A 13508-nucleotide genomic window follows, 5' to 3' on the forward strand; every position below is an offset into this window, starting at 1 on the left:
ACAAATGAATTGCTTCTGACAAAAACAGACTGGCTGAATGAAACTATTGTTTACGCTTCTTCACCATATAAAACAATGAAGGAACCACATACAGCGTCAAAATAGTAGAGGTGACGATACCTCCGATGGTTACCAACGCCATCGGGGTACGGAAAGCCGCACCTGCCCCTCCGCCGAATTCAAGTGCATTAGGTAGTGTGCCGATAGCGATAGCCACACTGGTCATGATCACCGTTTTCAATTTTGTCTTTGCCGACTGAATGGTTGCCTGATGTAACGATTCTCCCCGGTCAAGCAATTGCCGATTATAATCGTATATCAGAATACTATCGTTCACCGCCAGCCCCAACAAAGTGATAACGGCAATCAGCGAAAGCATATTCATGGACGATCCGCTCAGGAAAACAAGCGCCAGTACCCCAATCATAGCCATCGGCAATGTGGTGAGCAACAGAAACGGATGCCAGAAGTTTTCCAGCAGCGACGCCATTAGCATGTATAGCAATATAATAGACAGAATTAACGTGAACGAAAGTTCTTGCAACGACTCATCCATATCGTCTGCCATACCCGCCCATTTCACGGTCACGGATTTGGGTGCCTGAAGATTATCCATCAACTGAGTAACTTTACCTTGCATCTCCATATCCGAAACATTGTCTTTGGGCATGATACCAAATTCCACCGTCGGGAGCTTATTCACGTGATAGATTTGAGCCTGCGAGATATCGTATGAAATATCTGCCAACCGCTCTACTGTGTAATGTTCTCCGTCCACCAGTACAGGAATGTTCTTGATGCGGGCTATATCACTAATGTCCTGTTCATTATAGCTGATACGGATGTCATATTCTTTTCCATTCTCTTTATATACACCGACTTTAATGCCGGTTATGGCGCTATTGATGGCAGTTGCCACATCAAATACACTAAGATTCAGTTTCGAAACGATTTCCTGTCGTGGGATGACACGAACCAGTCGATTCCCGTTACGGCTGTTCGCCTCGTAGCCGGAGACTCCTTCCATATCAAGTAAAGCAGCTTCTACCTTGGCACTCGTTGCTTTCAGATCTTCCACATTTTCCGACTGCAACAGGAAGGAAATCGGCAGACCGCCTTCGATACCGTTGGCAGATACCAATGCTTTGACCGCCGGGATGCTGTCGGGCTGTGTCTTCAGTATTTCAGCTAATTGTACGTTGCTTCTCTCCCGCTCAGCAGCCGGCGAAAGGTGTGTTATGATTTTGAGCAAATTCGGACCTTTGGGCATGATACCTTTCTCACCAATCACTGTTTGAATGGCAGTTACTTCTGGATGCTGCATAATCAGCTTCTCCAGTTTCTTGGCATACTCACCCGAAGTCTCCAAAGAGGAACCTGCCGGAAGATCGACCTCCACAAATACACGATTCATATCTTCTTTGGGCATGAAATTGAAATCAATGAAGTTCAGCAATCCAAACGAAGCAATGAAGACTCCCATCATAGAGACAAAGAGTATGACACCCCGGCGGTTCTTAGCCAACAGCTTTTCCAGCGAACGCCCGTAACGCTCGGAGAGGCGATCGAAGAAACGGTCGAGGAATTGGTTGAACTTAGTGGCTTTCAAATCCTTCTTTAACAGAACACTGGCAAGCATGGGTGTCAAGGTGAACGACACAAGCAGAGAGAAGACAGTGGCTACGGAAATAGTCAGCGCATATTCTACAAAGTACACACCTATCATAGAAGACATCATTGCCATTGGCAGGAAAACCACCAAGTTGGTTCCCGTTGACGCGATCACCGCCATTGTTACTTCGGAGGTTCCTTCTATGGCCGCCTGCTTGATGGGTATTCCTCCTTTTTTCAGACGAACAATGTTTTCAATCACCACAATGGAGTTTGATATCAGGGCACCGATGGAAACGGCAAAGCTCATGAGTGTCATCATGTTCAACGTGGCGTTCAACTGTTTCAATACGATGAAACTGGCTATGAGGGATATCGGTATGGAAATACTGACGATAATCACCGTACGGTGGTCGCCGATGAAGAGATACAGGATAGCTCCCGTGAGAATAATACCGAGAATGACGTTCACCAAAGCATCGTCTACAGCACTTTCCGTATAAGCCGAGTTATCGAACGGGATACTTAGTGTCACTCCTTCGGGCAGTTCTTTCTCAAACTCGGGCAGTTTCTCCTTGATGGCTCTTGCCAACTTCACTTCATTGGCATTGGGTTCTTTGAGGATGTTGAGTGTAACAACACTGCTGTAATACTTGTCGTTCTTTAAATCATGGAAAGTCGATTTGTTGGTGGGACGCTTGATGCTGTCGCTCACCACGGCAAACTCCCGCACGGACAATGGATAGCCCTGATGTGGAATCATTAGCTGGTTGATAGCTTGCGGAGAAGATACTTCCTGCCCGGTTTCGATAGAGAAGTTCATTCCGTCATAGTCGTAGGTGCCGCCGGGCAGTTTCGTATTGGCAGCCCGAATGGCTTCTCCCGCCTGAGTGAGATCTAAGCCCAATTCGGCAGCACGCCGCATATCTGCGAGTATCTTGATTTCACGCTTCTCGCCGCCAATAATATTCACTTTGGTGACACCGTTGATGCGGGTAAAGAGATTCCGCAATTTATTGTCGGCAAGGTCATATAGCTCTTTGCCGGACCTGTTACCACTCATTACGATAGAGAGTACAGGAGCATCGGCAATATTTGTTTTCTGTATCAACGGACGTTCTATGCTTTGAGGCATCTCCGCCATAGCCAACTCTACTTTCTCTTTCACTTCGTTCATCGCTTCGTTCTCATTCTTGCTTGATCGGAACTCGGCCTGTACGGTAGATACATTCTCCATCGAATAGGAAATCACCCGTTTCAAGTTACTCAATCCGGAGACCTCTTTCTCTATTTTCTCAGTCACATTCTTTTCCAGTTCTTCGGGTGTTGCTCCGGGAAGAACGGTTGTCACCATAATGGAAGGGCTGTTTACTTTCGGCATCATATTGACACCTACATTCATATAAGCCATTATTCCGAAGAATGCCAATGCGATGAAGAGCATTGTAGTGGTAACGGGACGTTCTATTGCAAATTTCGTTAGTTTCATAAGTCGGAATTCATTGTTTTAATAGCCGATTTATCTGATATTTTTTCTACTCCCACGGTAACATATTCGTCTTCCGGCTTTACATTACCTTCTATAATCGCCTGTTGGCCTACAATGCGGACAATACGTACCGGAGTGGCAACAGCTCGTCCATGTGCGGCTTTATAAATAAGATCCTTCCCTCCTACAGAAGCGATAGCTGTGAGAGGTATGCGAATGGAATTACCGCTTCCCGCCAATTTCATTCGGATGTTGGCGGTAATTCCTCCGGCAGCTATGGCTTGCTGATTACTAAATTCTGCTTTGATTCGAAAAGCCTTACGGGTATCGTCCATGATAGTACTTTTCTGTGTCACTCTACCTTGCAATTCGGGTAGTGACGAACCTAATTCAAGCGTCACACTGTCTCCTTCCTTTATTTGAAAAGCCTCTTCCATGGAAGCAAAGTATTCTGCGGCAAGTTTGTCCGTTTCAGACAGAATAAAAAGTTGTGTACCAGATACAACGTGGTCTCCTTCTTTGATAGACACATCTGTGATAGTGCCCGCGAACGGAGCTTTCACCACGTATTGTTCTTCCAGTATATGTATTTCTTTGGCTTTGTTCTTCACTTCCAGTTCAAGGTCTTCCACTGCCTGTCGGGCTACGAATCCTTTGGCTAGAAGCACTTTCTGTTTCTCAAGTTTACTCAGCATATCTTTGTAAATAGTATGTTGTTGTTCCACTTGGAGCTGATAGTTCTGTATCGGATAAGCAATAAGTGCCTGCCCTTCAGATACCTTTTGTCCGGGGCGAATCATCACTTTGGTAGCAATGCCGTCTGCCTGCGGTGCGAACTTAAAGGAACGTGCATACGCTAAATCCGCATGATAGAGTTTTTCCTCACTGCTATCGTCATACGCTATTCGGGCAGTGTTAACAATAATTGCCGCATCTTTTAAGTTCTCCACAGGAGTCTGTGATGTCGGGTTTCCGCCACAGGAAGCCAATCCCAGTAAGGGAATTACCATTCCCACCATCATTTTAATCTTTCTCATGTTATCGTCTGTTTTTAATGATTATTTCAGTAAGTTCTTAATATTCACAACTGCCGCCCGATAGTCCAGAGTGGCGTTAAGAAGCTGTAGTTTTGCCTGGATATAGGAAATGCGAGTCTCTCGGAGTTCGAGGTTGGTAATCAACCCCAGACGAAGTTTCTCTTCCGAAGCCTGTATTTCCTTGTCCGCCAGTTCTACCATTTTCCGGTGAGTGCGAATTTGGGTAAAGGCTACGTTTTTATCTGTCAGTAAATTCAGGTAATCTTTCTCCAATTGGTTGCCAAGGTCAATATATTCCATTTTGCTCTTTTCGTAAGCAAGGCGTGATTTGCGTACTTTGGACAGATTAAATCCACCGGAGAAAATCGGGATACTTAAGTTAATGGTTCCATAACCGACTCCGTTTCTGTCTTTGAACCGGAATTTATCATCAAAAGCATCCAATGTATAACCCAGGTTGAAAGTAAGTTTGGGAAGAAATGCCGCTTTAGACAAGGCGATTTCCTGTTTTGCCAAATCCATTCGTTTGATACTCTGTTCCATTTTTAGAGTTCCAACGGGAAAGATTTCTTCATTAACCATTTTAAGAGTATCATCTGCCAAAGCAATTTCGCCTTTTATCTCAAACGGTTCTTCTTCCTTCATACTGGCAAGCAGGCGAAGTTCCCGCAGCAGATTCCCAAGTGTTTTACGGGTATTTTCAATATCGGGCAATGTCTGCTGGTAATAGAGTTCGGACTGTTTCATAGCAAATTCGCTGGTAAGTCCATTGGCAAACATCTCGCGGACTTGTTGAAACTGGTTCCATGCCAAAGCACTATTCTCTTCAAAAACAATAAGAGATTCTTTTATATAGAGCGTTTGATAAAAAAGAAGAGTGCCTTGCTTCATCACCTCATTGGTTTGGTCCAACTGTGATAACTTCATGTAAGCATTTGCCAATTTGGCTATTTTCTGATTAGCAAGAGCAGGAGCATTATAAATAGATTGCTCCAAAGTAAGCGCACCGTTTAGTGTATTTTTGAAATTCACAGGAAATTTATTAGGTAAACCTTCTGTTCCTTCCTGGTCACCACCATTGACATACATATAACTTCCATTAAAATCACGCCGGTAGCCCAGATTGGCTCTAATACTTGGCAGATATTCCGAACGAGCCATTTTCACGTCCTCCCCACTTTGCTTCGTGTCATTTTGAGCTTTCTTAATACTCATATTCTCCCGTTCCACTTTCTCCAGATATTGCTCCAGAGAGTATTCCTGTGCTTTCCCTACCAATGGGATAAGTACAAATAGCAAGATTAAAACTGTTCTCATCAGAAATAATAAATTAGTTTATTCTGATGCAAAATTACCGAGATAGTTACTGACGTATATAACCTATGAGATAAACAGTCTTATTTACAGAATGAGTTGCAAATTATCGAAATGAATTGTTGAATAAGTAAGCCTTCGTTTCATAAGAATGTCATGCTATAATCATTCAGAAACCAAAGAATTTGAATCCAATTATCTGAGTTTTTGCTTGAGAGTGTCTCAAAGTCCTTATAAATTAAAAATGAAGTGCACCCCAAAAGTTCTGTGTCTAACTTTTGGGGTGCACTTCATTTACGATGGTGATTTTATTAAAAACACATCCTTAAAAAGTAATTTTTAATAAGAGGCTGTTGCCGAAATGCCTTCTTTCTCCAATAAAGTTACAATATGATTTAACTCTTCATGCGTAGCTTTCTGTAAATCGTGGTCGGGAGTTTCCCGGTCAATCGTATAAATCATCACTTGACGGGGAGCGATTTCTTTCACTGCTTCTATCCAGGGGAGCACATACTTATCAGATGTATTATCTACATCTTTTCCCTGATAACTTCCTTTCAGGAACATCGTTTGTACGATGCAGTTTCCTTTAAACTCTTTCATTTTTTCGATGATCTTCTTAACAGAGTATTTTCCGTTAGGACGATCCAACAGATGAATGTATTCTTCATCCACCGTATCCAGTTTCAGGATATTATTATCTATCTTGTTCAGTGCTTCGAATACGACAGGACGGTCGATAAATGTAGAGTTACTCAATACACTTACTTTCGCTTTTGGGAAATACCTGTCGCGAAGCGCAAGAGTATCTTCTATGATTTCCGGGAAGTGGGGATGCGCAGTCGGTTCACCATTTCCGGCAAAGGTCAATACATCGGGAGCGGGACCGTTTGCCTGCATGTCTTTCAGTTTCTCTTCGAGAGCCATGCGGACTTCTTCACGGGTAGGAAGAAGTTTTTTCGTACGATGTTCGGCATTGAAGCCACACTCACAGTAAATGCAGTCGAACGAACAAACCTTACCGTCATCCGGCAATAAATTGATTCCCAAAGAAACGCCCAAACGGCGGGAATGAATAGGGCCGAAGATGGGTGAAGGAAAAATAATAGTCATCTTATTCTAATTATTTATTCATAAATCATAGCAAAGATAACCCAAAACTTATAGGTTATCCTATCTGTACGACCATTTTTTCATCATCCCAAACAAATTATCTTCTTGAACAATATGCAGGAAATAACAGAGATATCACTTTATTCTTCCCATAAGTAAAGTGTACATATCACGCACCTCTGCCTGGGAATGTATCGTGCTAAGCTTCTCCAATCTGTTGTACAGACTATGCAATTCGTCCTTTAAACGCTTCGTTATACTATTATGTTTTGCATTTTCCTGTATGATATCCAACCATGCGTCCAGACATATCAACTGGATATCCATTTGTTCATAGCTTACAGCAACCGACGGATCAAAATCATTAAACAGCCCTTTATACAAATCCCGGAAGAAATCGTCATCACTATATCCTTTTTGATTACTATGTAATGCTTGCAATCTAAGAGCCGATATGGTTTCTATACTTAGTAAGTGCTTGAACATCTTTACCAATTCCGGATATAGAATGTTATTTCTTGCTTCCAGTAAATTCTCTTTTACATACGTACATTCCATCTTTTCTGCAGGATGAAATAAATAGTTGTCCAGTTCAAGCATTGCTTGATGTTGTGCGTCTGCCGGTTGGGAACTTCCCACTGTTTCAGCTATTTCCATCAGATAACTTCCATACAGACGAATAGCCTTCCTGTATATATCAATGAGTGAACTGCCCTTGTCCCTTTTTCCTCCTTTATACACAATCTTGTCCAATTGATTTAGTACAATCTGCAGATTTGACATTTTTGCTGCATAATCGGATGACGGAAGAGAAAAAGTCCCATCCGGCAGGTTTTTATCTATCCATCGGCGGAGTTGCTCCCGTTCATCATAGCAATTCCTACTTCCTTTGAGACGATTATAACCAAAATAAATAGCCCGGCAAGCATCGTCCGCTACTTTTACAGTCGTTCCGCACGAGCTTTTTGACAGATTTCCACGTAAACCTAACAGATGCCCGATTTCCCCTGTTATTTCATTTTGCAACAACTCTTTTTCCACCTCCTTAGAATAACGGTCGGCTATTATACGTGGATCCGAAGCACCACAACTCAACAAATAGTCATCCAATTTTCCTTTTTGAAATCCATGTCCGATATTCACCCGACATGACAGCATTTCTCCGGTACGAGGATGACAGGTAAAGTCACTCTTTATCCCCGGCATCATCAAATCATAAGAAACGAAAGCACGCTGTTCGGCCGGAATAATTTTGCTGTCTGCATACTTCACTTGTAAAGCATCCCGGATACCTGCCTTGCGGAATGCAGTATTCCATACCAATATTCCTTCTTTCACAGCTTGAAAATATTCCTTCGGAAAAAGCGTATCTACATAAAAAGTAAGCGGTTTCGACATATCCCAACGAAGAATTAATGAATCTTCTACCATACAATAAGGATCTTGGGAATAATCTTTAAAAGTCAATGTCTGATAGGGTATCCTGTGATCTGCCAGGCGGATCTGATCTTTCTTTTGAGGGAGCAAACGTACTACACAAGTAACCTCCAAAGGTATGCTACCTTCAGGTAATATAATGGCAGAGCTGGAAAACATATATCTTTCCGCCTCAACCCCGTGATAACGCCTGACCGTAAAGGACACCCCTTCTTCAAAAGGATGTATTTTTGTTAACTCCGACAGTTCCGGAACCAACGAACGGATAAAAGTATGATTATAACTGAACCAGTCATTGCCGTTTACCAGATATTCTGTGATCCTGATAATGGCTCCTTGTTCTTTCGAATAAGCCACTACCGGATAGCTATCGCCGGCAGGTTGTATATTCGACAATGAAAATGACTGCTGATATACACTCTTTTCATCCAGAATACGTTCTGTATAAAACGGTTTTTGGAAACAAATCGTAGCTTTATCAGGAGACATGATGCGTACTACCCCCAAACCGGTAACAGGACGATTCAGTAAATCGAAGCCTCTATCTATCTGTCCTCGCACTTCAATCTCCCGCCCGATATATTCACCGGGTATTTCCAGATAAACCTCTTTCTCCGCTACATATACAGGAAATACTCCCTCTATTTTTTTCATTCCGGTGACAAAGAATTCATCAAACGTCTTGACGGAATCTTGTGCCTGAAGCCATGTAGTCATACACAGCAATATAAAAATCACATATTTTCTCTTATTCATGAGTCTTTTTATTTTGCTTTTCATCCTTAAAATATAATACTATCTACAAGAAACATAGCACGCTTTCTAGCAACCGGTTCTGATACCCTATGACTATATTCAAGCCCCTCTTTCTTAATTCTATTCAAAGCTTGCCTGACAGAAACTAATAATTTCGACGAGGTTGTCTTTCCCGACCGATTCAGTAAATCACAGAGTTTATTTACATAAAGTATCTGTACCTTATGCTTCGCTTCACTTACAAGACCCTTATTAGCCCATTCGACGAATAATCCTTCATGCATACTTTCCAGAAACTCATTTACAGATAACATCCCCTCGCAAGCATCCTCCGCTTTTTCTACCTTCCGAAGAGAACGGATTATTTCCGACATAAGCTCCTCATAAAAACGATCGAATTCCTGACTGGTATCTATTTCTAATTTATTGGTAAACGTTGTATTAAACATCCATACAGGAGGCTGTAATACATAAGTCTGTATAAAGTTCATCACTTTCTTATTGTAATCAGCCTTTTCCGGTATATAAATATTCTTATTATCGGCTTCAGCAAGACGTTTTCCACCCAAATGCGACAAAACATGCTGCACCCACTGTTTATAATGATTTAATACGGCTTCATAACGCCCCTGTAATACATATAAAGACGTTTTATCCGTTACATTCCAGACATCCGGATGTTCACACAAATATTTCAAGTTCTCTATTCCTTGTGTATTGACAATAACATGGTCGTTACCTAAGTCTTCCGCCTGTGCCCGTACATCCATCCCACCTAAGAAATGCAATGAAGGATCTTTCTGTTTTTCCTGATTCCATCGATTCCTGTTCTTTTCTCTTTCAGAAGCATCCTTACCCGGAAATATGCGGTAACCCCATTCAATAGCCCACTTATCATATTCACCGACACGTATCCGTCTGTTTTCCAAATCGACCTTATCTTGAGGACGCAAAGCATAATTAAACCGTACATAGTCCATAATAGAACTACCTATACTATGTTGACTTAAAAAATCATTATCACGTAATTGATCGATGGAATAATGAGAGCTACCTAGAAAATTATGTTCCAATCCCAACGTATGACCGACTTCATGTGTCAAGACTTGTTTTATCTGTTCAAATAGCAAAGAGTCCGGCAATTCTATGTTCCATGCCTGCGGATCATTGGCTCCACATTGGGCGAAATACCATTTCTGTTCCAAATTCAACACGCTACTGAAAATACCGATGTGGCAAGCAATAATCTCACCCGACCGCGATTCGCAAGGAGACGGGCCATAAGCATTATTTCGTCCTGATATCTTCCATGAAATAAACGGATAAGTACTGTCATAAATACTAAAATCCGGATCTTCTTCGGCAGTGGGAGCCAATCGTGCATCAATGGCATTCTTAAATCCGGCTTGCTCGAAAGCAGGACGCCAGTCACGTACTGCCTCAATGATGCAACCGATATACTTTTCCGGCGTATTACGATCTATATAAAAGATAATAGGCTGTATTGGCTCCACCAATTCACCTTTTATGTATTTCTCCTTATCTTCCGGCTTTATCTCCAAACGCCACCGTTTGACAACAGCTTTCCGGACAGCGGGCTGATCGCCCTGAAAACACTCCTTGCCGATAGAGAAGTAGGCTCCGTTATTTGCAGGAACTGCTTCCAATGGATTTTTTGATAATAGCTTAATGCAAACACCCGTATCCCAATCACCGACATAAGGAGCCGAAACCGGTCTACCGGGTATTCCTATCGATGAACTTCGATAAGCCCGTGATACGTAAACCAACAAGCGATTATCATATCCCTTGATTTCCTTGATGCAATCTTTCTCTCTTAAACGCGTACCTATTGATAAATCAAAAGATACAATATCAAGATTAAACAAAGGAAAATCTTTTAATACTTCGCCAATTTCTATCAAACTACTTCCTTGAGTCTTTGCTTTGACCGGCAATCTCTTATAAAGTCTGTTATTCCCACGTTGGGCAGCAATCTTCGCATATACTCCTTCAGGATCTTCTATGATCCTTTCATGTTGTGGATCTATCATCCACAATTCATCACCCTGTTTCCTGAAACTGAAGAATACCGGACCTATCATATCACCCGAATATCCGAATGTCTTTTCCATATCCCGGTCCGGACGGGCGGGAGCAGTCAGAATAGTAGTTGTTACGGCAAATTCACGTCCAATCAATGAATCCGGGATTTCCCAATATATATGTTTATCACTTCGATAAGTAGTAAACATACCAGGAATAACTTCCACTGGTGCTCCTTCTTTTAGAAAAGTAGTAATACTTGGCTGTTGCCCGTACAAAAAAGTACAGGCAACAGCAAGAAATACTGCACTGATAATTCCTTTTAGCATAAAGAGCGATTTATACTATTCATAATTATAGCTAATATCAACAATCTTCCCAATGGGTTGCTCGGGATCTTCGTAAACACAAATACTGTTTTCTTCGCGGGCCACATCACCTGCCACTGTCAGTTGCAATTCTACAACTACACCTTTATCAGCTGTATTGATACCTAATCCGAGAGACATGCCGAGTTCTTCTTCATTTTCAGCATCTTTAAACTTCAAACATGTAATTTGCGCTGACGGATCCGCTTCATATTGATAAAGTTCTGTCACCAGACCACGATTCAAGTCTATCCGATATAACTTATTACCGGAAGCTACAAACAGAAGATCTGCCGTATAAGCATAAGAAGCAGCAAACTTGGCAGTTTCTACATCTATTTCCGACGGTAAAGAAACAGTATATAAACCTGCACAAGTAGGATCCTCATTCTCCCAATCAGCACTAAATTTAAATACCGTCAAATCTTTCCCGCTCTGAGAAGAAGCAATGGCATAAGCATAATTACCACTATTTCCTCCTGTAACTATTGCTTTCACTTGTAAAGAAGGGTCAATATTATTTGGATTGAAGGCACTTCCTTCTTCATCATCAGGGTTAATAGTGGATGCTTCTATCGAACGTTGATCATTCCACTTTGAAGAACCTGAACGAATAGGCTTGGTAATATAATATGAATTCATATAATCACCGAACCCTGATAAAGCCCAACCATTCAGGAATGAATGTGTAGAAGAATCAAAAAAGACCAATTCTGTTCCAAAAGAACCATAAGTAGCGACAGAAAGATAATCACCAGCTTCATTCTGAATGGTATAAGGTACGCATAAACCATCCATATAGGCGAAATAGGACTTTCCGTCATTCACAAATAATTCACCGTTTTTATCCATTTTATAAGCATCAATCTTTATTGCTTTGCCTTGTTGAACCGGCTCAAATAATATTTTATCCGATTGATACATCATTTCTAATGTACTTGGAGTAAACAAAGCTGCATCCTTATCTGTCACCAGTGTCAAAATAGGAACAATCTTCAATCCAAAAAAAGGAGGCATAATAGATATAGACGTCCGATCCCCTCCATATTCACGCCGGGCAGTCACTGCCAATGGTTTCCCATCTAAAGGAAACATTGTTCCGGTTTCCGAACGGAACACATCCGGATATACATAATACCCTTCCGATGTTCCTTCAATAGCCCCAAGCACTCCTTTATTTTCTTTCTCCTGAAGGACAAACCAACAAGGGTTAAACGGCTTGATAATTGTCACCTGCCCTTGCTGATACCATGCAGTTCCATTCCTCTTATCCGAAACAACCAACATCAAACCTATATTGTTAGATTCATTGGGTTCAACTGTTATCTTACATTCTTTTCCTACAGAGTAATCCGTATAATCAGCCAATCGGTCCGAACCCAACCTAGCATCCGGATTAAGACGTTTCCACTGAAATAGAAGCTCTTCCTCATTCTGTTCCAATGTCTGAGAAATCTGTGGCATGATAGAAACTTCCACCGCTTCTTCCTTTGGCATACGTAACTTGGTTTCAGGTATTACAATTTCCATTGTATTTACATCATGATAATCGTAATCTCCCTTGTCATCGTAACAGCCTGTTTGCAATAAAGCCGATCCGACAAAACTTGCTATATAGATGATATATTTTCTCATAACATTTCTTTTAGTCTTATTCATAATCAATTTCATCACCGTCTTCGCCTGGAATAGGAGGATTTCCTGCTTCAATGTATTCTTTGTAAGCTTGTTTGACCTTGTCAACATCCTCATCTTCCAGATCATCCCACACGCGTTGGCATACATTCATAATAAACATATATTTATTATCACTATAACTGCCAAATACCCAATCTTCCCACTCATCCGGCTTCAGTTCCCACCTGACATTTAACACTTCCTGATTCTTTTCTACCAATCCTTTGTCAAACTGATGAAGAGGGTTGTCCAAATCAAATTCCAAGTAACAACCATACACATTTCTACCGGACTCTACTTTCGGACGATTAATCTTATAGTAAAATACCTGGCAAACCGTATCAAGTTCAGTATATGTATACTTGCTCTCCAATAGTACATCTATCGAATTCTGATAGTCACGATTCGGAGTTACTTTCACACAAAAATCACGATTCTCTTTCAAAAGATCTCCTTGTATCCTTACCGTAAAACTGTCTATAGCATAAGGTTCTTTTTTCACATAATCCGTATCAACCAAAGTACGGACATGTGTGTTGACATAGAAATTGATACGTGGTGTCTGGTCATATAAGTCTATCTCGTTTTCACTGCATCCCACATAAATGCCGCAAACAAGAATAACTAAAACAAAATATATAATACGTTTCATAATACTTC

At 41.4% G+C, this 13508-nt stretch carries 8 protein-coding genes; all 8 read right to left on the bottom strand.

Features of this window, described 5'->3' with window-relative positions; genetic code table 11:
- Positions 1–43 precede the first annotated feature (43 nt).
- Positions 44–3100, bottom strand: coding sequence for an efflux RND transporter permease subunit (locus KSX81_RS11925; RefSeq protein WP_217725720.1), 3057 nt, complete (start codon positions 3098–3100; stop codon positions 44–46).
- Complete coding sequence (locus KSX81_RS11930; RefSeq protein WP_118418436.1) at positions 3097–4137, bottom strand: efflux RND transporter periplasmic adaptor subunit; 1041 nt, start codon at positions 4135–4137, stop codon at positions 3097–3099. Before KSX81_RS11930 ends, KSX81_RS11925 begins: the two co-directional genes overlap by 4 nt.
- A gap of 21 nt (positions 4138–4158) precedes the next feature.
- Positions 4159–5454, bottom strand: coding sequence for a TolC family protein (locus KSX81_RS11935; RefSeq protein WP_118418435.1), 1296 nt, complete (start codon positions 5452–5454; stop codon positions 4159–4161).
- Positions 5455–5790: 336 nt separating this feature from the next.
- Positions 5791–6564 (bottom strand): radical SAM protein, encoded by a 774-nt coding sequence (locus KSX81_RS11940; protein ID WP_118418434.1) that lies wholly within the window; start codon positions 6562–6564, stop codon positions 5791–5793.
- Positions 6565–6699: 135 nt separating this feature from the next.
- A complete protein-coding gene (locus KSX81_RS11945) occupies positions 6700–8757 on the bottom strand; it encodes a DUF5117 domain-containing protein (RefSeq protein ID WP_118418433.1) in 2058 nt (685 codons plus the stop codon).
- A gap of 26 nt (positions 8758–8783) precedes the next feature.
- Positions 8784–11132 carry a zinc-dependent metalloprotease gene (locus KSX81_RS11950; RefSeq protein WP_118418432.1) on the bottom strand — a complete coding sequence of 783 codons (2349 nt, stop codon included), beginning with the start codon at positions 11130–11132 and terminating at the stop codon, positions 8784–8786.
- 15 nt (positions 11133–11147) lie between these two features.
- Positions 11148–12806 (bottom strand): PKD-like family lipoprotein, encoded by a 1659-nt coding sequence (locus KSX81_RS11955; protein ID WP_217725721.1) that lies wholly within the window; start codon positions 12804–12806, stop codon positions 11148–11150.
- Positions 12807–12822: 16 nt separating this feature from the next.
- On the bottom strand, positions 12823–13500 hold the full coding sequence (locus KSX81_RS11960; protein WP_118418431.1) for a DUF4843 domain-containing protein: 678 nt from the start codon (positions 13498–13500) through the stop codon (positions 12823–12825).
- Between the last annotated feature and the right edge of the window lie 8 nt (positions 13501–13508).

This window comes from Bacteroides sp. MSK.18.37 (genome assembly GCF_019129155.2).
GTDB classification, from domain to species: Bacteria; Bacteroidota; Bacteroidia; order Bacteroidales; family Bacteroidaceae; genus Bacteroides; species Bacteroides ovatus.

Coding starts and splice junctions, on each gene's coding strand:
- KSX81_RS11940 (WP_118418434.1), bottom strand. CDS start 6,564: ATGACTATTATTTTTCCTTCACCCATCTTCGGCCCTATTCATTCCCGC.
- KSX81_RS11930 (WP_118418436.1), bottom strand. CDS start 4,137: ATGAGAAAGATTAAAATGATGGTGGGAATGGTAATTCCCTTACTGGGA.
- KSX81_RS11945 (WP_118418433.1), bottom strand. CDS start 8,757: ATGAATAAGAGAAAATATGTGATTTTTATATTGCTGTGTATGACTACA.
- KSX81_RS11925 (WP_217725720.1), bottom strand. CDS start 3,100: ATGAAACTAACGAAATTTGCAATAGAACGTCCCGTTACCACTACAATG.
- KSX81_RS11955 (WP_217725721.1), bottom strand. CDS start 12,806: ATGAGAAAATATATCATCTATATAGCAAGTTTTGTCGGATCGGCTTTA.
- KSX81_RS11950 (WP_118418432.1), bottom strand. CDS start 11,132: ATGCTAAAAGGAATTATCAGTGCAGTATTTCTTGCTGTTGCCTGTACT.
- KSX81_RS11935 (WP_118418435.1), bottom strand. CDS start 5,454: ATGAGAACAGTTTTAATCTTGCTATTTGTACTTATCCCATTGGTAGGG.
- KSX81_RS11960 (WP_118418431.1), bottom strand. CDS start 13,500: ATGAAACGTATTATATATTTTGTTTTAGTTATTCTTGTTTGCGGCATT.